Annotated in this window: 23 protein-coding genes and 1 pseudogene; 16 read left to right on the forward strand and 8 right to left on the reverse strand. The window is 60.0% G+C overall.

Annotated elements, in window-relative coordinates:
- Positions 1–35: 35 nt before the first annotated feature.
- Positions 36–1355: an Nramp family divalent metal transporter gene (locus LRO94_RS11685; protein WP_032885360.1), complete on the forward strand. Its 1320-nt coding sequence runs from the start codon at positions 36–38 to the stop codon at positions 1353–1355.
- Between the two features lies 1 nt (position 1356).
- On the opposite strand, the gene LRO94_RS11690 is transcribed toward LRO94_RS11685, so the two are convergent.
- Complete coding sequence (locus LRO94_RS11690) at positions 1357–2289, reverse strand: LysR family transcriptional regulator (protein WP_095186030.1); 933 nt, start codon at positions 2287–2289, stop codon at positions 1357–1359.
- Positions 2290–2407: 118 nt separating this feature from the next.
- Here LRO94_RS11690 and LRO94_RS11695 point away from each other — a divergent pair, with 118 nt between their 5' ends.
- The 3 genes from LRO94_RS11695 to LRO94_RS11705 all read left to right on the forward strand — a co-directional run bounded on the left by LRO94_RS11695 (position 2408) and on the right by LRO94_RS11705 (position 3613).
- On the forward strand, positions 2408–2896 hold the full coding sequence (locus LRO94_RS11695) for a DMT family transporter (protein WP_032885359.1): 489 nt from the start codon (positions 2408–2410) through the stop codon (positions 2894–2896).
- Between the two features lie 4 nt (positions 2897–2900).
- Positions 2901–3353, forward strand: coding sequence for a DMT family transporter (locus LRO94_RS11700; RefSeq protein WP_032885358.1), 453 nt, complete (start codon positions 2901–2903; stop codon positions 3351–3353).
- 89 nt (positions 3354–3442) lie between these two features.
- Positions 3443–3613: a metallothionein gene (locus LRO94_RS11705; protein WP_095185981.1), complete on the forward strand. Its 171-nt coding sequence runs from the start codon at positions 3443–3445 to the stop codon at positions 3611–3613.
- Between the two features lie 52 nt (positions 3614–3665).
- Here LRO94_RS11705 and LRO94_RS11710 read toward each other — a convergent pair whose 3' ends face one another.
- The gene (locus LRO94_RS11710; protein WP_032885357.1) at positions 3666–3938 is read right to left on the reverse strand and encodes a hypothetical protein; all 273 of its coding nucleotides are present in this window, start codon (positions 3936–3938) and stop codon (positions 3666–3668) included.
- A gap of 16 nt (positions 3939–3954) precedes the next feature.
- Entirely contained in the window at positions 3955–4197 is a 243-nt protein-coding gene (locus tag LRO94_RS11715) for a DUF6555 family protein (RefSeq protein WP_032885356.1), read from the reverse strand.
- A 116-nt stretch (positions 4198–4313) separates the two neighbouring features.
- Here LRO94_RS11715 and LRO94_RS11720 point away from each other — a divergent pair, with 116 nt between their 5' ends.
- The 3 genes from LRO94_RS11720 to LRO94_RS11730 all read left to right on the forward strand — a co-directional run bounded on the left by LRO94_RS11720 (position 4314) and on the right by LRO94_RS11730 (position 6331).
- The gene (locus LRO94_RS11720; RefSeq protein ID WP_095185980.1) at positions 4314–5078 is read left to right on the forward strand and encodes an AraC family transcriptional regulator; all 765 of its coding nucleotides are present in this window, start codon (positions 4314–4316) and stop codon (positions 5076–5078) included.
- An 88-nt stretch (positions 5079–5166) separates the two neighbouring features.
- Entirely contained in the window at positions 5167–5340 is a 174-nt protein-coding gene (locus LRO94_RS11725) for a DUF1427 family protein (protein WP_081797626.1), read from the forward strand.
- Between the two features lie 31 nt (positions 5341–5371).
- Positions 5372–6331, forward strand: a complete 960-nt coding sequence (locus tag LRO94_RS11730; RefSeq protein ID WP_122681445.1) for a quinone oxidoreductase family protein — start codon at positions 5372–5374, stop codon at positions 6329–6331.
- A gap of 67 nt (positions 6332–6398) precedes the next feature.
- Here LRO94_RS11730 and LRO94_RS11735 read toward each other — a convergent pair whose 3' ends face one another.
- The 3 genes from LRO94_RS11735 to LRO94_RS11745 all read right to left on the reverse strand — a co-directional run bounded on the left by LRO94_RS11735 (position 6399) and on the right by LRO94_RS11745 (position 9483).
- A complete protein-coding gene (locus tag LRO94_RS11735) occupies positions 6399–7427 on the reverse strand; it encodes a purine-nucleoside phosphorylase (protein ID WP_179179183.1) in 1029 nt (342 codons plus the stop codon).
- Positions 7428–7441: 14 nt separating this feature from the next.
- Positions 7442–8389 (reverse strand): nucleoside-specific channel-forming protein Tsx, encoded by a 948-nt coding sequence (locus LRO94_RS11740; protein WP_032885352.1) that lies wholly within the window; start codon positions 8387–8389, stop codon positions 7442–7444.
- A 155-nt stretch (positions 8390–8544) separates the two neighbouring features.
- Positions 8545–9483, reverse strand: a complete 939-nt coding sequence (locus LRO94_RS11745) for an AraC family transcriptional regulator (protein WP_179179182.1) — start codon at positions 9481–9483, stop codon at positions 8545–8547.
- A gap of 253 nt (positions 9484–9736) precedes the next feature.
- Here LRO94_RS11745 and LRO94_RS11750 point away from each other — a divergent pair, with 253 nt between their 5' ends.
- Together LRO94_RS11750 and LRO94_RS11755 are read left to right on the forward strand one after the other, a co-directional pair.
- Positions 9737–11002, forward strand: coding sequence for an ABC transporter substrate-binding protein (locus LRO94_RS11750; RefSeq protein ID WP_371854025.1), 1266 nt, complete (start codon positions 9737–9739; stop codon positions 11000–11002).
- 18 nt (positions 11003–11020) lie between these two features.
- A complete protein-coding gene (locus LRO94_RS11755; RefSeq protein ID WP_095185975.1) occupies positions 11021–11794 on the forward strand; it encodes an L-iditol 2-dehydrogenase in 774 nt (257 codons plus the stop codon).
- 140 nt (positions 11795–11934) lie between these two features.
- Here the strand turns inward: LRO94_RS11755 and LRO94_RS11760 are convergent, their stop codons facing one another.
- Positions 11935–12627, reverse strand: a complete 693-nt coding sequence (locus tag LRO94_RS11760; RefSeq protein WP_095185974.1) for an NUDIX hydrolase — start codon at positions 12625–12627, stop codon at positions 11935–11937.
- Positions 12628–12774: 147 nt separating this feature from the next.
- Between LRO94_RS11760 and LRO94_RS11765 the strand changes: the two genes are divergently transcribed.
- The 7 genes from LRO94_RS11765 (at position 12775) to LRO94_RS11795 (ending at position 23566) form a co-directional block, all read left to right on the forward strand.
- On the forward strand, positions 12775–13422 hold the full coding sequence (locus LRO94_RS11765; protein ID WP_179179181.1) for a nicotinamidase: 648 nt from the start codon (positions 12775–12777) through the stop codon (positions 13420–13422).
- A gap of 11 nt (positions 13423–13433) precedes the next feature.
- Positions 13434–14651 (forward strand): nicotinate phosphoribosyltransferase, encoded by a 1218-nt coding sequence (gene pncB / locus LRO94_RS11770; RefSeq protein WP_032885346.1) that lies wholly within the window; start codon positions 13434–13436, stop codon positions 14649–14651.
- Between the two features lies 1 nt (position 14652).
- On the forward strand, positions 14653–15462 hold the full coding sequence (nadE, locus tag LRO94_RS11775) for an ammonia-dependent NAD(+) synthetase (RefSeq protein WP_179179180.1): 810 nt from the start codon (positions 14653–14655) through the stop codon (positions 15460–15462).
- Positions 15463–15639: 177 nt separating this feature from the next.
- Positions 15640–16476, forward strand: coding sequence for a hypothetical protein (locus LRO94_RS11780; protein WP_032885344.1), 837 nt, complete (start codon positions 15640–15642; stop codon positions 16474–16476).
- On the forward strand, positions 16454–20794 hold the full coding sequence (locus LRO94_RS11785; protein ID WP_233897017.1) for an AAA family ATPase: 4341 nt from the start codon (positions 16454–16456) through the stop codon (positions 20792–20794). The genes LRO94_RS11780 and LRO94_RS11785 overlap by 23 nt, the downstream gene beginning before the upstream one ends.
- A gap of 203 nt (positions 20795–20997) precedes the next feature.
- The gene (locus tag LRO94_RS11790; protein WP_032885342.1) at positions 20998–22353 is read left to right on the forward strand and encodes an MATE family efflux transporter; all 1356 of its coding nucleotides are present in this window, start codon (positions 20998–21000) and stop codon (positions 22351–22353) included.
- A gap of 40 nt (positions 22354–22393) precedes the next feature.
- Positions 22394–23566: an MFS transporter gene (locus LRO94_RS11795; RefSeq protein ID WP_179179178.1), complete on the forward strand. Its 1173-nt coding sequence runs from the start codon at positions 22394–22396 to the stop codon at positions 23564–23566.
- Positions 23567–23608: 42 nt separating this feature from the next.
- On the opposite strand, the pseudogene LRO94_RS11800 reads toward LRO94_RS11795, so the two are convergent.
- Positions 23609–23716, reverse strand: a pseudogene (locus LRO94_RS11800) (type II toxin-antitoxin system HicB family antitoxin); the annotation flags it as partial.
- Positions 23717–23910 lie beyond the last annotated feature (194 nt).

Genomic DNA, 23910 nt, shown 5'->3' on the forward strand with positions numbered 1-23910 from the left:
TGCGCGGTGTCGAGTGTGTTTGCCTGGGATACCGCGTGAAATTCAGCCTGCCGAAAATTGCTACCGCCCCGTTCTGCCCGCCGGAAGTGGCGGGCTCTGTCGCCGTTGATCCCAAGGCGTCGTTCTTCAAACGTGCCCTCATGTTTGCCGGCCCCGGCCTGCTGATCTCCATTGGCTACATGGACCCGGGCAACTGGGCTACGGCCATCGAGGCCGGTTCGCGCTACGGCTACAGCCTGCTGTTTGTGGTGCTGCTGGCCAGCCTGGCGGGCATGGCGGTGCAGTGCCTGTGCTCGCGACTCGGCATCGCCACCGGCAAAGACCTGGCGCAGTTATGCCGCGAGCGCTACAGCAAGCGCTCCGCCCGCACCCAATGGGCGTTGGCGGAAATCTCCATCATTGCCACCGACCTGGCCGAAGTGCTCGGCTGCGCCTTGGCGTTTCACCTCCTGCTAGGCGTTTCCCTGACGACCGGTATTGTGATCACGGCCTTTGACACGCTGCTGATCCTTGCCCTGCAAAACCGAGGCTTTCGCCGCTTGGAAGCGATCATGCTGGCGTTGGTGGCGACCATCGGGGTGTGTTTCTTTATCGAGCTGGTGTTGATCAAACCGTATTGGCCGGACGTCTTCAGCGGCTTCACGCCGTCACTGTCGGCCATCAGCGATGCCGCGCCGCTGTACCTGGCCATCGGCATTCTGGGCGCTACGGTGATGCCCCATAATCTCTACCTGCACAGCTCAATCGTGCAGACCCGCCTGATCGGTAAAGACCTGGCCAGCAAACAGGACGCGGTCAAGCTGGCGCGCATCGACACCATCGGCTCCCTGGCTCTGGCCCTGCTGGTCAATGCCGCCATCCTGGTACTCGCCGCCGCCGCATTCCACAAGACCGGCCACACCGACGTGGTGGAAATCCAGGATGCTTACCACCTGCTCGATCCGTTGGTGGGTGGCGCCTTTGCCAGCATCCTGTTCGGCGTTGCCTTGCTGGCTTCCGGGCAAAGCTCGACGTTTACCGGCACCATCGCCGGACAAGTGATCATGGAAGGCTACCTGAACCTGCGCATTCCCTGCTGGCAGCGGCGCCTGATTACCCGGGGGCTGGCGCTGATCCCGGCGTTTCTCGGGGTGTGGCTGATGGGTGACGATGCCATCGGCAAATTGCTGATCCTGAGCCAGGTGGTGCTGAGCCTGCAGCTGCCGTTTGCGCTGTATCCGCTGATTCGCATGACTGGCGACAAGCAACTGATGGGACCGTTTGTGAATAGCCTGCCCACCAGGGTGTTGGTGTGGTTTCTATTTGTGGTGATCAGTGGGGCGAATGCATGGTTGATTGGGCAATGGGTGTTTTGAGTCAGCGATCCCAATAAGGCACCGCCCCAAAACACTCCACAAAGTAATCAATCACGGTCCTCACCTTCAGCGACAAGCGCCGGCTCCCTGGCCACAACGCCGCAATTTGCTGCGGCTCCAGCGTGGTCGCCACTTCGTACTCCGTCAGCACCGCGTGCAACGTGCCGGCGCGCAAGCTTTCGCCGATCAACCAGGATGGAAACACCACCAGCCCCAGGCCTTGTTCGGCGGCGTGGGTGAGGGTGTCGGCGTGGTTGCCAGTGATCGGGCCTTTGACGCTGTAGGGCGTCCAGTCGCCTTGGTCGCGGCGGAAAAACCAGCGTTGTTGGCCGGTGATGCCCTTGTACGCCAGGCATTGATGGTTGATCAGTTCATCGGGGTGCGAGGGCGTGCCGTGCTTCGCCAGGTAAGCAGGGCTGGCGGCGATGCGAAAGCGCTGGGGCGCAAAGATACGGGCCTGCATGCCGGAGTCGTTGAGCACGCCGATGCGAAATAGCAGGTCGGTGCCATCTTGCAGAGGGTCGACGTAGGTGTCGGTTTGCTGGATATCCAGTTGCAGCTTGGGGTAGCGGCGGCACAACTCGCCCAGCCAGGGTGAGAGGTGACGCTGGCCGAACACCATCGGCGCATTGATACGCACCAGGCCGCTGGGCTCGCTTTCCTGTTCCTGCAGGGCCTGGCCGGCGGCTTCCAGTTGTTCGAGCATCAGGCGCGCGTGCCGCCCTAGCAGGCGCCCAGCCTCGGTGGGGCTGACGGCGCGGGTGTGTCGATACAACAACTGTTGCCCCAGGGCCTGCTCCATTAATTGGATCTGCCGCGAGATCGAGGAGGGCGCCAGGCTTTCGCGGCGCGCCACTTCGGAGAAGCTGCCGTGGTCCAGCACTGCGACGAACAGGCGCAGCGCCTTGAAACTCAACTCGTTCAAACCCTGCATCATGGCTCCAGGCTGTGCGTTTTGCGCAAAGGTGTTGTTGGCATGCTCCCATTTATCGCACAGGACGGCCACTGGATAATGCGCGCCATTAATCCATTTGTTGATGCGCAGGTGATGTATGCAGGCCAGTTCTATCGAGGGTGTGGCGAACGCCACGCCGAAAAAAAACCTTCTGCGGTTGCTGTTGTTGCCGCTGGTGATCCTCGCCGGTATGGGCTTGTCGGTGGAGGCCGGTTTACTCGGCCCGTTGGGCGTGCAGGTGGGGCACCTGTGGGCGACGTTGAGCATCTTCGGCGTGGGCTCGGCGATTCTGTATTTGCTGCTGCTGTTCAGCGGTCCGCAAAAAGGCCCGGCGCTCACGGACTTGCCGCGCTGGCAGCTGATCGGCGGTTTTCTGGGGCCGATGTACGTGGTGGTACTGACCCTGGCCACGCCGCACATCGGTATTGCGATGACCATGATCGCGATTCTGTCAGGACAGGTGGGCAAGAGCGTTCTGATCGACCATTTCGGTTGGTTCGGCACGACGCGCAAGCGAGTCAATGGAGAGCGCTGGATCGCGCTGGCGTTGATTGTGGTGGCACTTGTTCTGATCGCACGAGGGTAAGACGATGAATCTGATTCTGTTGTTGGTACTGGTCATCGCGGCCGGTGCGGTATTGAGTGTGCAGGCGGCGATCAACGGTCGCCTGGGCCAGACGGTGGGTGTGTTGCGCAGCAGTTTGCTGACCTTTGCCGTAGGCGCGCTCACCACCGCGCTGTTGATTTTCTTCTTTGAACCGGCACAGGCGTTGAGCCTCTTGGACGTGCCTAAATGGCAGCTGACCGGCGCGCTGTTCGGCGTGGTGTACATGATGGTGATGGTCGGTGCGGTGCCGGTGGTCGGCACGGCGGTGGCCACTGTGGCGGTGATCACCGGGCAGTTGGGCATGGGCATGCTGATCGATAACTTCGGCTGGCTGGGCAACCCTGCCATCGAATTGTCGGGCGGTCGCATGCTGGCGATGGTGTGCTTGGCGCTGGCGCTGGTGTTCATGTATCGCAGCAATACGCGCACCGACTGATGGTTTGAACGATCTGCGTGAGCCGGCAGTCATTGCTTAAGGTGCCGGCGCTCGCCGTACCGAGACGACCATGATGAAGGAGTCTGACCATGCCAGATCAAACCTGTGCCTGCCCACACTGCAAATGTGTATTGGGTGTCGAAGCGGTGATGAAAGACGGAAAGGGCTATTGCTGCCAGGGCTGTGCCGAGCACCATGCCCATGGTGAACCCTGTGCTGCGGCTACGGGCTGCGAGTGTGCCAAGTCGGCCAACGGTTGAATGCGGTGGGAGCGGTCAAAACCGTTCCCACATTTGATCTATCTGTTAGCTGCTATTGGGTTTCCAACTCCAGCCGGAGGCTATGGTCCGACAGGCGCTGCCGACCTCTGACCACCCCGCTGGTCCGCCGTCCCTCCAGGGCAAACACCACCGTTTTCGCTGCATGCAGATCATCCGGGAGCGGCTGAAACACCTTCAGTACGAGTCTGTCGGGTTTGCGCTGCACGCTCACTTGGCATTCCACATGCCTGGCCAGTGGGCCAAACAGGGTGTCCTGGGTGTAATCAATCCGAGCCTTGCCATTGACCTGGCCACATACATTCATGGGTATCTCTCCTTGATCAAGCCTGGGCGCGCGCGTCCGAGCGGCGCCATTGCACGTTGGTGATGCCGAATTTCTCGGCCTGAACCTGGCTGGTCTTCTTGACCTGCTCCCGGGCGAAACGGCCAATACGACCGACGCCGGCATCGCAGCTTGCCCAATGCCAAGCTTCGGCGGCATCGAGTTTTTCCAGGCGGATAATGAATGACTTGGCCTCGCCATGGAGGGTGTAATCGATCACAAACAGTTTTGCGTTATTCATCGGCCCATCAACCCTGGTGGTGTAAGCAAGTGATCGCCACGAGCGCCAAAAATTCACTCGGATTGTCGGGCGGTGGTCATTACCATGGTGGCTCATCTTAGACTGACGTACGTCCCATGGCCCTGGCCGCGCCACCTGACCTCAGTGATCACGCTGTCCCCGTGCAACCTCTGGCGCGTACTTACCCGCGTGGGTGGTATGTGGAACCCCACAGGCACGAGTGGGGCCAATTGCTTTACGCCATGAGCGGCGTGATGTGGGTCGAGACCCCACGCGAAGCCCTGGTGGTGCCGCCACAGCGCGCGGTATGGCTGCCGCCGGGTGTCGAGCACGGGATTCGCGTAGTGTCGGATTTGCAGATGCGCAATATCTACCTGCGTCCTGCCTTGGCGGCGACGCTGGACAGCCAGGTGCAGGTGATTGAGGTCGGTGGGTTGCTGCGCGAGTTGATCGTCACGCTGGTGGAGGAGGGCGATAGCGGCGACGGTGCGTATTACGACGCGGTGGTCGGCCTGGCCCTGCTGGAGTTGCAGCGGGCGCGTCGCTCCCGGATCCGCATCGCCATGCCGGTTGAAGCCGACCGTCGACTGATCAGCGCGTGCCAGGCGGTCATGGCTGCGCCTTCCCTGGTGATCCCCTTCGAGCAGCATGCCGAGGTGGCCGGTGCCAGCGTGCGTACCCTGGCGCGGCTGTTCCAGAACCACCTGGGCATGGGGTTCGCCGAATGGCGCCGGCAAGTGCAACTCGCCACGGCGGTGGCGGAGTTGATCCAGGGCCAGTCGGTCAGCGGGATTGCGCGGTCCCTGGGTTATTCGCCGAGCAGCTTCAGCGACATGTTCCGCCGCGAACTCGGTGTTGCCCCTTCGCACTACACCGGCTGAGGTTTGGCCGAAATCCTGAAGCAGTTGGCCGATGCCAGCGGGAGGGGCTCCCTACACTGAGCCCACCAACCCACACGGCGCTGCCCCCATGAATTACTTGATTTCCCTCGCCATTGGCCTGTTTGTCGGCGTGATTTATGGTGCGCTGGATTTTCGCTCACCCGCGCCGCCGGCCATCGCGCTTGTCGGCCTAATGGGCATGTTGATCGGCGAAAAACTGTGGCCCATGGGGCGACAGTTGGTCAGTGCCTGGTTGTCCTGAAGTCTTTTTCTTTTCGATGGATGTACTGCCCATGAAAGCCCTGCAATTTTCCGCCACTGGCGATCTCAATGCCCTCAGCTTTATCGACGTTCCCACTCCGGTGCCGGGCGCTGATGAAGTGTTGGTAAAAATCCAGGCTGCGGGCCTCAACCCCAGCGATGTAAAGAACGTGCTCGGTCGCTTTCCTTACACCACGCTGCCACGCATTCCTGGTCGCGATTTTGCTGGCGTGGTGGTTGAAGGCCCGCAGGCATTGGTGGGCCGGGAAGTCTGGGGCACCGGCCGCGATCTTGGTTTTTTTGCCGATGGCTCCCACGCTCAATACCTCACGGTGTCTGCCAAGGGCGTGGCCCATAAGCCTACGCATTTGAGCTTTGCCCAGGCGGCGAGCCTGGGTGTGCCGTACACCACCGCTTGGGATGCGCTGGAGCGCAGCGGTGTGGGCAAAGGCACGCGGTTGATGGTGATCGGCGCCAACGGTGCCGTGGGGAGTGCGGCGTTGGCCCTGGCGAAAATCCGTGGCGCCCGGGTGCTGGCGGCGGTGCGCAGGGTTGAGCAGGTCGAGGTTTTGCAGGCGCAAGGTTTCGAGGCGATTAGCCTCGCTAAACCGCAAGACTTGGGTTCGCAAGTAAATGCCGTGTTCGCAGGCGGCGCCGACGTAATCTTCGACACCACCGGTTTCTGGCTGCCTGCCGCCGTGGCGGGTCTGGCGGCTTTTGGCCGTATCGCCATCATTGCTGCGCCCGTGGACGGTCATGTGCAATTGCCGGCTCTGGCGCTGTACCGCAAGGGAGGTTCGGTGGTGGGGATCAATTCATTGCTCTACAGCTGCGAGCAGTGCGCGGTGATGCTGGAGCAGTTCGGGCGCTTTTTTGATGAGGGGCTGCTGCCGCTGCCGGTTGGCCTGCGCGAAGTGGCGCTGGCCGAAGGGACGCAGTGCTACGAAGACGTGAACCAGGGCAGTGCAGACAAAATTATCTTCCTGCCCTGATACGGTCCCGTAGGCGCCGGCTTACCGGCGATTGGCCCTAAGCACGCCATCGCCGGCACAGGGATCGTCACGCGTCGGGAACACCTTTTTCCCAGGCTGACCAGTTGTTGAGGATTGCCTGCACCAGCGGATTGCCCGTGCGGTACAGGTTTTCCAGCGCCGGCACGAACCCGCCCTGGTCCGCATAGTTGAGCAGGTTATCCACCTCGCTGTAGCCAGGGTAAGGCCGGTCGAAGTCGGAACCTGCTCGCACCACGGCCAGGCGCTGAATATCCACCAAGCCCTCGCGACTGGCGCGCAGCAGGGCCTCATAGGTGGAGTTGTCTTCCTGCTGGGTGGTGCAGTATTCGCCTTTGTTATCCGTGAGCAGTTTGGTCCAGACCTCGGCGCGTTCGCTCAGGCGCGTGCCGGAGAACCACGTGTTGCCCGCCAGGGTGTCGCAGCGGGTGACTTGCGGCGGCTGGTTGGCCGGGGCGGCGGGGTAGTGCTTGCGCCAGGCCGTCGACTCTTTGCTTTCCGTCAGCTCGACTTTCTGCGACAGGGCAAACGCCTTGGCTTGCAGCTTGGGGTTGAGCTCAAACACTTCGGTCTTGTAGTCCAGCGGCGGTTTTTCGTTGGGGCCTTTGGTGTTGATGCCGATGTAGCCGGTCGGCCAGTCCTTGGGCGCATCGCGCGAATCCAGTTCCCACTGCGTACCAAACTCCACCAGGTAATGCGCCCAGGCAGCGGTGCCGATGGTGCCGTGCTTGGGGCTGATGCCGGCGATCCCGGCAATCAGAAAGTAGCTCTGGCGCAGGTCGAACCTGGGCGACAACGCCAGGGCCAGGGTGGAGGCGGCAGCGTTGGTCTGGCCCATGCCGGTGACGAGCAGGCAAACGTCCTGGGTGTTGCAGCGGATCACCGGGTATTCGGCGGACAGGCCCGGCACGCGCACTTCTTGCTTGAGTTGCAGGCGGTCGATCCAGGTTTGTGCCTCGGGCGCGAACATGGTGATCAGCATCACTTTGGGTTTGATCGGTGGCGGGGTATCTGCCAGCACCAGGTGCGGCAACAGGGCCATGCCGATGGCCATCGATAGACGGGTAAACGTGTTCATCTCATGCTCCTTGATCAGAATTGGTAGCCGACACCGGCGTAGTAGCCCCAGCCATCGGAGCGGGCGCGGAAGTTGCCTTCGCCGAAATTCAACTCGCTGCCATCTTCCCAGTTGCCGCCGTTATGGAAGTAGCGCCCGACCAGCGTGAAGCGCAGGTGGGTGAACGAGTACAGCAGCACGTTGGTCGCCACCATGGAATTGGCGGTGCGCGCCGGGTTGTCCTTGTGCAGGTTGGAGCCGAAATCGTAGTTGGTGAAGCCGATGTAGGTCAGCGAAGCGCCGTTGTCGAACTTGCCGATGGGCACGATGTACTTCATCTGGGCGCGATAGCCGTCCCAGGAATACTCATTGCTGGCACCGTAGTTTTCCCACTGGTAGCGCCCATAGAAGTTAGCCGACAGGTTGACCCGCGAGTGGGTGTCGATGTCGGTGCCCAGGCCGCTGTACAGGGTGTTGGCGCGGTTTTCCTTGTTGCTGCCGTGGTCGTAGATCCAGTCGAACGCCACGTACCATTCCTTGAACGGCCCGATGGCCAGGCTGCGACCGGCCAGGTAGTCGATGGAGATGCGCGGCTCATGCTCCATGAACACCGGCGAGCCGTGGTCCCATGCGCCTTTGTCGTTGCTGTTACCAATGCCGAGGATCTTCGGCACGTCGATGTAGCCATACAGCTCGAAGGGCCCTTTGCGGCCGAAGTACTCGTATTCCAGGTAAATGTCATCGGACGGCTTGGGGCCGAAGCTGATGTCTTTGCTGCCGATCAGCGTCAGGTCCTGGTTGAACCATTGCGACAGGTAAGGGCCTTTATTCGATTGTGTGGCTTCAGGGCTGAGGGTTTCGCCCTGTGCTGAGTCATTGGCAGGTGTTTCCTGCGCCAAAATGGGTGTGCTGAGTACTCCCGTAACGGCGGCCAGTAGCAAGGAAACACCAAAGCAGGCGCGAGGCCTTGAGGTGAGGTGCATTGAAAGTCCCTATTCGTACGCGGTTTGAACCCGATTGCTCAGGTAAGGGGGAACTTGGCGGTCAAGTTCGTACCGCAAACGTTTGCACAGGCTGTACCAACTTTGCCCAATGGCTTGAATGGCCTAGAAAAAAGGCGAATTAGTCGACCTTTTGATCAGAAATGACTGGGTGTCATTTTTTCAATGGGATTGAACAGATGCATCGCGGTGTCGCGGCGATATTCGCTCGGCGTCTGGTTCATCTCGATCCGAAAGTGCCGGTTGAAATTGGACAGGTTGGCGTAGCCCACTTCAAAGCAGATATCCGCCACCGACCGCTCACTGTGCAGCAACAACCGGCACGCGCGCTGCACGCGAAATTTGCGCATCAGGTCGATAAAACCGTGGCCGGTGTTGCGTTTGAAGAACCGCGAGAATCCCGGTTCGCTCATCTCCAGTTGCTGAGCGATGACCGACAGGCGCACGTCGCCAGTGAGTTCGCGCATCAGGTAGTCGAAGGCCTTGTTGATGCGTTCAGCGCTGCGGGCATCCAGCGTGGGCGCGTAGCAGGGGCTGGCCAGTGCCTTGACCTGGATGGGCGGCGCGTTTTTCAAGGTGTCGAGCAATTGCAGGAACAGGATCAGCCGTTGCAGGCCATGGGCGCTACCGATGGCTTCCAGCAGGTGCGCAGCCTTTGCGGCGCTGGCACCGGTGAACTCCAGGCCGCGCCGGGCCTGTTCGAACAGCGGCTGCAAATCCCCGAGTTCCGGCAAGGTATTGCGCAGGGCGAGCAGGGCGGCGCCATCGAATTGCAGCACCACATCGCGCCCGCTCAAGTGTTCGCCGGGGGCCAGTTCGCCTATCCAGTCGTGGGGCAGGTCCGGGCCGATCAATGCGACATGGCCGGCGCTGAATGCACCGATATAGTCGCCCGCCACCAGCTTGCCGGTGCCTTGGCGGATCAGGTGGATTTCAAATTCGGGATGGTGGTTCCAGCGCGCCAGATCATAGGGGTAATCGTGTTCGAACCACCGAAAGCAGTGGTCGGGTTCGGGCAAGATCACTTCGAGTTCGGCGGGGCGGTGCTCGAACAGTTTGGCGCGGCTGACGGGCATGGTGCTGCCTCTTGTGCGTTGGATTACACCAAAATACGCGGGTTTGCACGGGGCAGGCTACCCCCGCTTTCGCCCGGCACTGATACTTTTTTGATCCTGAGTGTGCGGTTAAAAAAGTATCAGCCGCGCATTCGCCAGGCGTTTGTGAGGGCTTGGCCAAGCTGCTGTAATCGGTGCTCAACAACAAAAACAACAGGTGGAAACCGCCATGTTAACGCTTCCCAAAGCACTGTTACTGCTGTCCGGCCTGGCTATGGCTATACCCGGTCATGCGGCCGACACCGTGACCATCGCCACGGTCAACAACAGCGACATGATCCGCATGCAGCGCCTGTCCAAGGTGTTCGAAGAGCAGCACCCTGGCATCAAACTTAACTGGGTAGTGCTTGAAGAAAACGTTCTGCGCCAACGCCTCACCACCGATATCGCCACCCAGGGCGGGCAGTTCGATGTGCTGACCATCGGCACCTACGAAACCCCGTTGTGGGGCGCCAAACAATGGCTGGAACCGTTGACCGAGCTGCCGGCCGATTACGACGCCGACGATATCTTCCCCTCAGTGCGCCAGGGCTTGTCGGTCAATAACACCCTCTACGCCTTGCCGTTCTACGGCGAAAGCACCGTCACCTACTACCGCACTGACCTGTTCAAGAGCGCCGGCCTGAGCATGCCCGCGCATCCCACCTGGACCCAACTCGGCGAGTTCGCCGCCAAACTCACCGCCAAGGACAAGGGTCAGTACGGCATGTGCCTGCGGGGCAAGGCCGGCTGGGGGGAGAACATCGCGCTGTTGAGTACCATGGCCAACGCCTTTGGTGCGCGCTGGTTCGACGAACAATGGAAGCCCGAGCTGACCAGCCCCGAATGGACCGCCGCCGCCAACTTCTACGTCAATACCCTCAAGCAATACGGCCCGCCAGGCGTGTCGAGCAACGGGTTCAACGAGACCTTGGCGCTGTTCAACAGTGGTAAGTGCGCGATCTGGGTCGACGCCAGCGTCGCCGGTTCCTTCACCACCGATACCAGCCAGAGCAAGGTTGCCGACAGCGTCGGTTTCGCCGCCGCGCCTACTGAGGTGACCGACAAAGGTTCATCCTGGCTCTACGCCTGGTCCCTGGCGATCCCGGCCACTTCCAAGCACAAGGACGCCGCCAAGGCCTTTATCACCTGGGCCACTTCCAAGGACTACATCCAACTGGTCGCCGATAAAGAGGGCATCACCAACGTACCGCCGGGCACGCGCCAATCCACTTACAACGAGGCTTACCTCAAGGCCGCGCCGTTTGCCCAGGTGACGCTGGAGATGATGAAACACGCCGACCCTGCCCATCCTTCAGCCAAACCGGTGCCGTACGTGGGCATCCAATACGTGACCATCCCCGAGTTCCAGGCCATCGGCACCTCGGTCGGCAAGCTGTTTTCAGCGGCGCTTACCGGTGGCATGACGGTTGACCAGGCCTTGTTGCAGGCGCAGTCCACCACCGAGCGCGAAATGAAACGCGCCGGCTATCCCAAGTAACCTTGACGGACAACACCCATGAAACGACTGGAAGGTAAAAGCGCGCTGATCACTGGATCGGCGCGCGGGATTGGCCGCGCGTTTGCCCTGGCCTACATCAATGAAGGCGCGACGGTTGCCATTGCCGACATCAACCTGCAACGCGCCCAGCAAACTGCCGCCGAGCTGGGTCCTCAGGCCTACGCGGTCGCGATGGATGTCACTGACCAAGCCTCCATCGATGGCGCGATTGCCGCCGTGGTGGCCCATGTCGGGAAGTTGGATATCCTGGTTAACAACGCAGCGCTGTTCGACCTGGCGCCCATCGTCGACATCACCCGCGACAGCTTCGAGCGGCTGTTCGCGATCAATGTCGCCGGCACGCTGTTCACCTTGCAGGCCGCGGCCCGGCAGATGATCAGCCAGGGCCACGGCGGCAAAATCATCAACATGGCCAGCCAGGCCGGGCGGCGCGGTGAGGCGTTGGTGGCGGTGTACTGCGCGACCAAGGCAGCGGTGATCAGCCTTACGCAGTCGGCGGGGTTGAACCTGATCAAGCAAGGGATCAACGTCAACGCCATTGCACCCGGTGTGGTCGACGGTGAGCATTGGGATGGGGTAGATGCACTGTTCGCCAAGCATGAAGGGCTGGCGCCTGGCGAGAAGAAGCGGCGGGTGGGGGCAGAGGTGCCGTTTGGGCGGATGGGTACGGCTGAAGACCTCACCGGAATGGCAATCTTCCTGGCATCGAAGGAGGCTGATTATGTGGTGGCCCAGACCTACAACGTCGACGGCGGCAATTGGATGAGCTAACGCCATACCCCAATCAAAACTGGGGGAGGGGGCTTGCTCCCGATAGCGGAGGATCAGTCACTTTATTTGCTGACTGTCACACTGCTATCGGGAGCAAGCCCCCTCCCACATTTGAACCTCATCGCGCTTGAAAAGGGTGCTTAGTCGGCAAAACTGCGATCAAAGAAGTAAACCGCCCCAGGCCTCAAGTTCTCCACCGTCGCCTGGGGCCTGCCGCCCTCGCCATGCTTCTTGCGCCCCGTCTCGCGCAAATATCCCGCCTCCGTCAGCTTCAACAAGCGCTGGCGAATACTGGTCTTGAGCACCGGCCGCTCCAGCACCAGGGAAAAGATCGTGGTCGCCTCCGGCGCGCTGAACTCATTGCCCAGGAACATCAGCGGCAAGCTGCTGTACAGCGACTTGGAGAACAACCGCTCCTGCACGGCCGCGACGATGCTGTTGTGATCGAACGGCAACTTGATGCTGCCGTCCGCCACCGCCCTCAACCCAAACCAGCCTTGATGCTCCCCCAGTTGCACCTCATCCGCGACGATCGCCAAGTAGTACGTTGATGACGACCAGCAACGCGGGTCGCGAAACGCATCGCCCACCGTGCCCACTTGCTCGCTCCAGGCCAGCTCCAGACCGACCTTGTCGCTGGTTCGCAAGCGTTCCACGGCATCCTGGAGGCTCAGATCTTGCACGCCGCCATTCACCACCACGCCCGGCAACGCCCAATGCCCGGCGAAGGGCTCGGCGTCGCGCTTGTTCAGCAACAGTTTCAGTTCCCCGGTTGCGCGGCAGTAAAAAAGCACGCAGAGGTCGACGGTGTGGAGGTAGGCGCTAAGTGGCATATGAAATCCTTCTGAACGGCGAAGAGGGCTCAGTCTAACGGATCGAAAAGATATGTCATGTGCTTGAGGGCGAATAGATAAATAAATGTTTCTTGCAATGAAAGTACATGACGTGTACTTTTGTTTCCAGGCCACAGGAGAACTGCCATGACCCTTGCGAAAACTGCCCTTGCTTCTTTCGATGTCGATCCTCAGAAGAGCTTCACGCCGCTGTGCCCCAACGAATTGCCTGTGGCCGGTGGTGACCAGATCGGTGCCGAACTCAACTACATGGCCAGCCTCGCCGGCTATCGCGTCGGCAGCAAGGACGCCCACACCCCGCAAGCACCCTGGGTGGTCGCGCAGCCCAGCGAGATGCTGCAACCCACCGGCCTGACCCACGCCGACCTCACATGGGTCAGCCACTGCGTACCGGGCACTGAAGGTTTCACGTTGCTCGACGAACTGCCCACGCCCTATGACTACGACTACTTCATCTGGAAAGGCGTCGAGCCCGACCTGCACCCCTACGGTGCTTGCTACCACGACCTGCACGACAAGCTGTCCACCGGAGTCATCGAGTACCTCAAGGCTCAAGGTGTCACCCGTGTGATCGTTGGCGGCCTGGCCCTGGACTACTGCGTCAAAACCACCGCACTGCAATTGCTCAAGGCCGGCCTGGAAGTCGTGCTGCACCTGCCGGCGTGCCGCGTTATCAGCGAGGAGGGCGGCGTACAGGCTGTCAATGAGTTACTCAAGGCTGGTGCCGGCATCAGCCGCACCCGCGAAGAACTGGCCGCGATGGCCACGCGTTAAGGAGATTTACCATGGAAAGTGCCTACGACTACGACGCCCCGGTCATCCAGGGCCTGCTCGACACCGACTACTACACCTTCACCATGATGCAGGCGGTGTTGCACCAGTACCCCAACGTCGATGTGGAATACAACTTCATCGTCCGCTCCAAGGAAAAACTCGGCCACTTGATCCCGCAGTTGCGCGCCGAGTTGGACAAACTCGCCAGCCTGCAGGTGCGTGAAGGCGAGCTGCGCTTTCTGTTCAACCCACGCTTTCGCGAGTACCTCACCCCGGACTACGAGCGCTTCCTGGGCCTGTTCCGCTTCAACCTGCGTTATATCCACGTCAGCGAAGTCGATGGCCAATTGAACATCCGCGTGGTCGGCCCGATGCTGCACTGCATCATGTTCGAACAGCCGGTGCTCGCGTTGGTCAGCGAACTGCGCAACCGCGACAAATACCCGGATGTGACCCTGGAAGACGTCACCCGCAAGCTGTACCAGAAGTTCGACTGGCTGGAGAAAAACCTCAGCCGCGACGAGTTGGCCGACCTGCGCGTCTCCGACTTCTCGACCCGTCGGCGCCTGTCCTTCAAGGCCCAGCGCGAAGTGGTGGACATCATGCGCCGCGACTTCCCCGGCCAGTTCGTTGGCACCAGCAACGCGCACCTGGCGTATGAATTCGACTTGCCGCTGATCGGCACCATGGCCCACCAATGGCTGATGGTGCACCAGCAATTGGGGCGCTTGCGCGAAAGCCAGAACGCCGCCCTGGAGAACTGGGTGCATGAATACCGTGGCCGTCTCGGCATCGCCTTGACCGACTGCATCAGCACCGACTTTTTCCTCAAGGACTTCGACCTGTACTTCGCCAAGCTCTACGACGGCCTGCGCCAGGACTCCGGTGACCCCATCGCCTGGGCCGACAAGGTGCTGGCTCGCTACAAACAACTGGGCATCGATCCGATGACCAAGGACCTGATGTTTTCCGACGGCCTGAACTTCGAAAAATGCCTGCCGATCCTGCGGCACATCCGTGGCAAGGCCAAGTTCGGTTTCGGCATGGGCACCAGCCTGGCTTGCGATGTGGACGGCGTCGAGCCGCTGAGCATCGTCATGAAGCTGGTACGGGTGCACGGCGAACCAGTGGTGAAGTTCTCCGATGACCCGGTGAAGAACGTCTGCGAAGACCCCTCGTTTTTGCAGTACGCAGCGAAGGTATTCAATGTCGGCAACGTGGAGGTGTGACATGCAAGACCGTATCGCGCAGGAACTGAATATCAACCGGCAACTGGTGAAGGGCGGTGAGGCCAGGGAAATCCAACCGCGCATTGATTTCATCAAGACCACGTTGCGCCAGTCGGGCTGCAAAGCCCTGGTGCTGGGCATTAGCGGTGGCGTGGATTCCCTGACCGCCGGCCGCCTGTGCCAGTTGGCGGTTGAGCAACTGCGGGCTGAGGATTACGCCGCGCGCTTTATCGCCATGCGCCTGCCCTACAAGACCCAGGCCGATGAGCGCGACGCCCAGGCCTCGCTGGATTTCATCACTCCGGACCACATCGACACCCTGAACATCGCCGCCAGCGTCGACGGCCTGATGGCCAGCCTCACCGCCACCGACGCCAGCGCCGCACAAGTGGATTTCATCAAAGGCAACGTCAAGGCCCGCACCCGCATGATCGCGCAGTACGCCGTGGCCAACTTGCACAATGGTCTGGTGGTCGGCACCGACCATGGCGCCGAAGCTCTGATGGGGTTTTTCACCAAGTTCGGTGACGGCGCCTGCGACCTGGCGCCATTGTCCGGCCTGACCAAAACCCAGGTGCGCCTGTTGGCCAGTGCCCTTGGGGCACCGACGAACCTGGTGCACAAGCAGCCCACAGCCGACCTCGAAGAACTGGCACCGGGCAAGCTGGATGAACAGGCTTATGGCTGCACGTACGAAGAGATCGATGCGTACCTGATGGGCGAGCCGGTGAGTGAGCGGGTGAGGGCGATTGTGGAGGCGGCGTACACCAAGACCGCACACAAGCGTGCGCTGCCGGTTGCTCCAGTTTGATCAAAATCCAGCCGACCGACGCCAACGTTGCGTCGGCCTCCGCGGTTATTTTTTGCAAGGAGCAAGAAAGCTGCACCGGGAAAGTGTCACTTGGCTATCATTGCGCCCCTGTTTCATTGATATCCACGGACGGCTTGAACGTAGCTTCCGTTAATCTTTAATTGGACGCATAAAGAGATGACGAAAATTATTGGGGTGCATGGCATTGGTCATCAATTTGGTGGCGCCAATTCGCTGCGTGAAAAATGGCTGCCGGCACTGAAGGATGGAGTGACGTTGGCTGGGCATCATCTGCCTGAGGACGTCTCGTTTGACTGTGCCTTTTATGGCGATCTATTCCGCCCGACGGGCAAGTCGGCAGGCTCGGTGCATGACGTCTCCGATGCGAGTGAATGGGAGGCGCAGTTACTTCAGATGTGGTGGGAAGAGGCCGCGCGGACGTATCCAAACGTTCGCGCCCCCGATGAGGCGACAAAGTCCTGGGTCATGGCCGGGGCACACAAAGCGCTGAGCGCCTTGACGAATGCGAGCTACTTCAGCGGTATTCTGGAAAGCCTGATGTTCAGCGATCTCAGACAGGTATTTCGCTATTTTCATGATCATGTCGTTCGGGCTAAAGCACAGGCCAGTATTGCGAAACTGATCACCGATGACACTCGTGTGATCGTGGCCCATTCACTCGGTTCGGTCGTTGCCTACGAGGCCCTGTGTGCCAACCCCCAGTGGCCAGTTACTCACTTGATTACGCTGGGGTCGCCGCTGGGCGTGCGAAACCTGATCTTTGACGCGCTGGAGCCGACTCCAACCGAGGGAAAGGGGCATTGGCCGGCGGGTGTGGAGTGTTGGACGAATATTTCCTCAGGCGACGATATCGTTGCGCTGACCAAGGCACTTGAACCGTTGTTCATGCCAACCATCGTTGATCTCAGTATCAGTAACGGCGCCAAAGCACACGATGCTTGTCGCTACTTGACGACGCGGGAGGTAGGTCATGCCATTGCTGCCGCCTTCTGATCACTACCGTCGACGTTTAATGGCGACGGGCACCAGTGACTTTCTATACCACGGGCAGCTTTCACGCGTGCCTGATGAGTTGGACACGGTAAAAGCCGCCTTTTCATCACTGAATTACCAGTTGATTGAAACCGGAGTGTCGCCTTCGCGGGTGCAGATGGAGGCATGGGTTGCCGACGCTTGTGCCAGCTGCGACGAGAATGATTTGCTGGTGATCTATTACACCGGCCATGGTGAACGGACGGATCGCTTTTATCTGTTGACCCATGACACCGCGCTGGCATGCGCTGAGTTTGATCGGACCGCCATCGCCATTGACGACATCGCACGAGTCATGGTCAGGGCCAATGCTGAACAAGTGTTGTTGATATTGGACGTGTGTCACGCGGGTGCCGGCGCCGGCGATTTCTTAAAAATCGCCGCGAAGTTGGCAAATACACTTCCTGTCCAGACATCGGCGTACGTGATTGCAGCGGCACGTCATAGTGAGCAGGCCGATGAAGGAGCCTTAAGCGCGGCGTTGGCTTTGGCGCTGAGTAATCCTGACTGTCGATTGGGTGGGGCCAACCAGCCTTACCTTGCGATGGAGGAGGTGATGGAGACGGTTAAACAGTACTTGCGGGTTAACTTTCCCAAGCAGCAGGCACAGTTTTCTTCCATACATTCAGACGGTATCTGCCTGCTGTTCCCTAACCCCCGCCATCGACCGAATCTCAAAACAGGACTTGATCTGGCCAGTCAGCGGGTGTTCGATCTGCATTGGTCGCCTAAAGCGCGCGGTGTAGAACTGGGCGCTTCCGGTAATTATTTCACGGGTCGAACCAAGGCACTGCAGCAGATAGGCGACTGGCTGGCATTGCCGGATGAGCAAGGACGCGTCCTGGTGGTGACCGGCGGCGCAGGAACCGGTAAGTCCGCTTTATTGGGCCGTGTCGTGACCTTGTCTGCTGCCCCGCGCGACGCGCAGGATGTACAAAGGCAAGCGTTAGAAGGGCATCTCTATGCTCACGTACCTCAGGGTATCGTCGATGTGGCGGTGCATGCTCGGTACAAAGTCCTGGCCGAAATCGTTGAGCAGATAGCGCTTGGGTTCAGTCTTTCCGAGCGTGACGTTGCGTCAGTACTGGACTCGTTGGCTAAGCGCCAGAGAAAGACGGTCATTGTTATTGACGCGCTTGACGAGGCCGATGACAGTCAGGACGTCATACGCCAATTGCTCTTGCCTCTGTCCAAACTCAAGCATGTATTTCTGTTGGTCGGCACACGCCCTGACGCAACGGCAAGCGAGCAGCGCTTTCAGGCCCTGGGCGCTAACACCCTTGAGATCAATCTTGACCAGGCGTGCCATCTTGAGTCCGGCGACGTTGCCTTGTACGTCGAGCGACGGCTCAGGGCCGATGAGGAACCGGAGCGTTACTCGCCTTACCGAGAACAGCCGGAGTTGGCCAGAGAGGTTGCCCTGGCGGTTGCCTCACGTGCAGGGCATGTCTACCTGGTAGCCCATACGGTGGTGCTTGCCTTGTTGAACATTGGGGAAGCAGTCGACACTTCGCAGCCAGACTGGATAGTTCAACTGCCCACGGGCCTTATGCAAGCGTTCAAGCAGTACCTGGCATCGCTGGACAAACGCGCTGCTGGCTTGGATTCGGCCACGGTTTACACGGTTTTGAGCGCGTTGGCGTTCGCTCAAGGGGAGGGCCTGCCCTGGGCCGAGTTGTGGCCTGCTGCTGCCAGTGCATTGAGCAATCGCGTCATAACGGATGAAGACATCATTCAGGTCAGGGACTTTGCCGCCCCCTTCGTTGTTGAGTCCATCGAAAGCGGGCGTTCGGTGTATCGCCTGTACCACGAGCAGCTTGCCGAACAACTGCGTGAGATCGTCGGCAAGCAGCCGTCCGTTTACCGCCTATTGTGGGACGCGTTATTCGCCGCTGTGCCGGTCGACAGCAGTGGAAAACGCATGTGGGCCAACGCCCATCCCTATCTCAAACGCCATGGTTCCTCCTTTGCTGCCAAGGCTGGTGTGCTTGATGAGTTAATCACCGATCCCGAATTTCTGTTGGCCAGCGATCCCGAGATTCTGCGCAGTCACCTCACGCTACGTTCGGCATCGAGTTACTCCCTGGAGCAGACATACCTGAGCCTTTTTGGCACTTTGCGGGAACTCCCTGAGCCAGAACGCAGGCCCTATCTGGCTCTTGCCCTCATGCAAAGGGCTTTGCCGCGCTTGGCGCCAAGCGCTCCCAATGGGTTACGCAGTCAGTGGACGCCTGTCTGGGCGGCCTGGAACCGTCCAAAAAACAGCGGCTTGATAGACGCCCGTGACTCTAGAGTGACGGCGTTGAACACGGGTTTATGGAACCCTGACACGCCGGTCGCTTTAGTCGGGCGTGCAGATGGACTGATTGAAGTGTTCAGGCTCAATGATGGCCACAAATTGGCCAGTTGGGCACCCTTGCGCGATCAGGAAGTGACTCGCCTGGCGCTCACCCACACGCCTGATGGCGAGGTGTTGGTCGCAAGTTGGGGGGAACAACTGGGGGCCACTAACCTTAGGCATCAACAGGATCGATTTGCATTGATGCCGGCCACAGCCCACACCGGGGAAATCACCGCGCTCACGATTATTGAGCAAGAGGGCCGCTACTTTTGTGTCAGTGCCAATGAAGGTAAGCAGTCCCCGGGAAGATGGCCGAAAAGAGCCGTTTGCGAAAACGATCTGTACCTTTGGGATCTTGCTGACTTCAGTTTGGTTCGATACAAAACGCGCGCCTCGCTCGCAACTATTTATCAACTTGTCGCATTCAAATCTCCCGCTGGCATGAGAATTCTGTCGGGTGGAGATACGCATTTTGATGCGGCCAGATGTGCGCCAAGCCTGTGCCTTTGGTCGATGGATCTCGATGTGTTATGGGAGACGCCCGCAACCATTGATAGTGGAGTTGTCGAGTCTATCCATTTGAGGCAGATCGCCGGAATCACCTACGCCGTCACAGTCGATAGCTTGCGCCCTTACAGCGTATGGAGAGCCGATAGCGAACGACTCACGCCGCTCTATTTCGCGAGCGAGGTCGTCGATGACGCGTGGTTGCAGGGTGAGGATATGCCGGTAACCATTCAGGTCCGGCGGGCGGGGTTCTTTGAACGGTTTAGCCTGGACCTGGAAGACGCCTCGGCAAGCGCCATATCGCTGGAGCCTGCATTTCGCATGGACGGTTGCGCCCTTGACGAATTTTGGTCTGACACGTTCACGATCGATGGAACTCCTTGTGTGATCAGCGCATCCGTAGGCTCGGTGAACATTTGGACACTGAGCAGCACGCCCCAACTCGGAGGGGGGACCAAGGAGCTCGATTTTTCTCCGGATGACATCAATTGCATGTACGTCGATGAGCGGTGTGCGGCATCAATTTACGGCGGCACTACGCACGGCGTTCTAGTCGGCGTGGACTCTGCGACTGGACAGCAGACCTGGCAGCGAAAACTGAATGTGCCGCACCGGATCCGCTCGTTATCAGGCTATGTGGATGCGGGAAGGCTCACGTTGGTTGTGGCATCAGAGGGCAGCATCTTTCTCGTGGGTGTCGGCGGCGAGCCTGTCCCAGACAAGATTATTGAGGCAGGGAATCAGGTGATCAAGCTGGATGTCGTATGGCACGACGGCGAGCCTGTAGCCTTTGCGTCTGTCCGGGAGGGGCAGGTCAACGCGATTCGTGCCTGGAATTTGCGTACTGGTACTGAGTTAAATACCTTCACAAATCCGACTCGTACAAAGTGGAGTTATCAGCTCACGGGAGGCGAGGAGGATAAGCCATTGCAGAGTCTGGCTTGTCATTCACAGGAAGCGGCTACGCGGATCGTATTTGCCAGTAAATACTCCAAAGTCATGATCGCGCAGTACCCGCCGGTGAGGCATCACGCGCTGGATCCTGAAGTGTTCAGGACACTGCGTATTCCCGGTAGTTATATCGCCCAAGTTCTATCGATTACGCAAAGCGCGGATGGAGAGTTTTTGGCGGCAGGCACTGATGAAGGTCAGATTGCGATGTGGCATGTGCCATCGCTGGAAAGATTCGCCGTACGTCATGACACTCACCTCAAGGGTGATGTGACTGCCCTGGCGTTTTGCGATGAAAGGCCACAATTGCTTTTGGCGTCGGGAGGGGATGATGGCGTCGTCAGGTTTTGGGATGCCGAATTGAATGCACTATTGCAGGTGAACGTTGCTGCGCAGGTTCGAGCCCTGACTTTCTTGGGGGGCGAACGTTTAGTAGTGGCGACACAGCGGGGAATGGTGATGATCAATGTTGAAATCTAGCCAGTCTGCTCGAGGCTGATCCGATGTGATCCCTGTCACTTCTCTCTTCCCCACGGGGCAGAGGGGAGTGGCTTGAATGGGCAGCCAAATTCTAAGCGAGTGCCGCCTGATGTTCGAACCGTTGCCCTGATAAACCGCAGGAACATTGGATCCACATGCGGTATAAACCTCGGACGCTTTAGTTCTTCGAGGCCCCGTTTCTCATGCAAAGCCCTTTGCAACGCCCGCTTTGGCAGGTCTATCTGATCTTTCTGGCACCGATGGTGCTGTCCAACTTCCTGCAGAGTTTTTCCGGCACGCTCAACGGCATTTATGTCGGGCAGATGCTCGGCACTCAGGCCCTGGCGGCGGTGTCGGGGATGTTCCCCATCGTGTTTTTCTTCATTGCCCTGGTGATCGGCCTGGGGGCGGGTGCGTCGGTGTTGATCGGGCAGGCCTGGGGTGCCCAGGAAACCGCGATGGTCAAGTCGATTACCGGCGCGACGCTGACCCTTGGCGCGCTGGTGGGCTTGATCGCGGCGGTGTTGGGCAGTCTGTTTGCGCGCCCGGCGTTGCAGGCATTGGGCACGCCGGTTGACGTGCTCGACGACGCAGTCGGCTATGCCCAGATGATGATGCTGATCATGCCGCTGTTGCTGGTGTTCATCCTTTACACCCAATTGCTGCGGGGCGTCAGCGATACGATTTCGCCCTTGCTCGCGTTGATGGTCTCTACCCTGGTCGGCCTGTTGCTGACCCCTGCACTGATTCGCGGCTGGATCGGCCTGCCGCCCTTGGGCATCCAGAGCGCGGTGTACGCGGGCCTGGTGGGAAATGCCTCGGCGATGCTGTTTCTGGTCCTGCGCCTGCGCCATAAAAACCACGTGATGGCGCCGGATCGCGAACTGCTCGCGGCCTTGCGCCTGGACCGCGTCATCCTCGGTAAAGTCCTGCGTATCGGCCTGCCCACCGGCTTGCAGATGGTGGTTCTGTCGCTCTCGGAGCTGGTCATCCTGGCGTTGGTCAATAGCCATGGTTCCCAGGCCACGGCGGCCTATGGGGCGGTGACGCAGATCGTCAACTACGTGCAATTTCCGGCCCTGTCGATTGCCATCACTGCCTCGATCCTCGGCGCCCAGGCGATTGGCGCCGGGCGCTTGGAACGCATCGGGCCGATTCTGCGTACCGGGTTGCTGATCAACACCTGTCTCACCGGTGGCCTGATCGTGCTGGGCTACTTGTTATCCCACTGGTTGCTCGGGCTGTTCATCACCGATGACGCCGCACGCGTGAATGCCGAGCACCTGCTGCACATCATGTTGTGGAGCATCCTCGTGTTCGGCTTCCAGGCCGTGATCGGCGGGATCATGCGTGCCAGCGGCGTGGTGCTGATGCCGGTGGCGATCTCGATCTTCTGCGTGCTGTGTGTGGAGTTGCCGATGGCGTACCTGCTCAACGCCCACTTCGGCCTGGAAGGTGTGTGGATGGCGTTTCCGGTGACCTACCTGGCGATGCTGGGGTTGCAGACCGCGTATTACCGGTTGGTGTGGCGGCATAAACAGATCAAGCGGTTGGTGTGATAAAAGGATGCGCAATTTAAGGACAGAAGGCGTTTAAGTCATGGCAAACCCTTACGCCGAGTTATTCCAAGTCCCTGGCGCCCGGGCTTTTGTATTGGCCGGCATGCTGGCGCGTATGCCGGTGTCCATGACCGGTATCGGCATTATCACCATGCTTTCCCAGGTGCATGGCGGCTACGGCCTGGCAGGCTCGGTGGCGGCGGTATTCGCGTTGGCTACGGCGATTTGCGCGCCACAGGTATCACGGCTGGTGGACCGCTACAGCCAAGGCCGGGTGCTGCCGATTGCCGCGTTGATCGGTGGCGGGGCGCTGCTGATGCTGTTGCTGTGCACGCGGTTGCAGGCGCCGACCTGGACGCTGTTCCTGTCTGCCGCCTTGGCCGGTTGCATGCCGAACATGTCGGCGATGGTGCGGGCCCGTTGGACCGAGTTGTACCGAGGCCAGCCCAAGCTGCAAACCGCCTTTGCCCTGGAGTCGGTGCTGGATGAGGTGTGCTTTATCGTCGGCCCGCCGATTTCAGTGGGCTTGAGCGTGGTGCTGTTTCCCGAAGCCGGGCCGCTGGTGGCCGCGTTGTTGCTGGCGGTGGGCGTCACCACGTTCGTCCTGCAACGAGCGACCGAACCCCCGGTGCATGAGCACCACGATCACCATGCCGGCTGGCTGATCGCGTCACCGTCGGTATTGATCCTGATGATCCTCTTGCTGGCCATGGGGGTGATCGTGGGTGTGGTGGATGTGGTCAGCGTGGCGTTTGCCCAACACCAGGGTCAGCCGGCGGCGGCGAGTATTGTGCTGTCGGTGTACGCCATCGGTTCATGCCTGGCGGGACTCGCCTTTGGCACTCTCAAGCTCAAGGCGCCGCTGCCGAGCCAGTTTCTGTTCTGCGGCGTGGCCACGGCGTTGACCACCTTGCCGTTGCTGCTGGTCACCAACATTCCAGGCCTGGCGGTGGCGATCTTTATCTCCGGCCTGTTCTTTGCCCCGACCCTGATCGTGTCCATGGCGCTGGTGGAGCGGATCGTCCCCGCCAGCCGCCTGACCGAAGGCATGACGTGGCTGATCACCGGCCTGAGCATCGGCGTGGCCATTGGTGCCGCCAGTTCCGGTTGGATGATCGACCACTTTGGCGCCGCCAGCGGGTTCTGGGTGGCGTTGGCGGCGGGCGCGGTGGTGTTGGGCTCGGCGGTGTTGGGGTACCGGCGGTTGGGTTAACCAACCCATCGCTGGGCATGCCTCTGTGCTGTGATGTTGCAGGAATGCGTTCAGCGCCTTGATGAACAGGATCTTGCCGAACAGGCAGTTGTCTTCAAGGCTGGCCTCTATGGAGCCGTTGCAGGCTTTTCGTTTGAGTTGGTTGTTCACGTAATCAGTTCTCCTGAACGCAATGGTTCGATGATTCGGCGCCGAATGCAGTGCTTCAGTGCATTGCCGGGGCCGGGCCTGTGCAACGTGATCATTCTAGCTTTTGCACGGGTTTCCCGGGATTGACGTAACCCTTGATGACCCCTCGCTCCAACCCCTCCACCCGCCGCTAATTTTTCCCTCTCCGGTTCGTT

Source organism: Pseudomonas sivasensis (genome assembly GCF_021391435.1).
GTDB classification, from domain to species: domain Bacteria; phylum Pseudomonadota; class Gammaproteobacteria; order Pseudomonadales; family Pseudomonadaceae; genus Aquipseudomonas; species Aquipseudomonas sivasensis.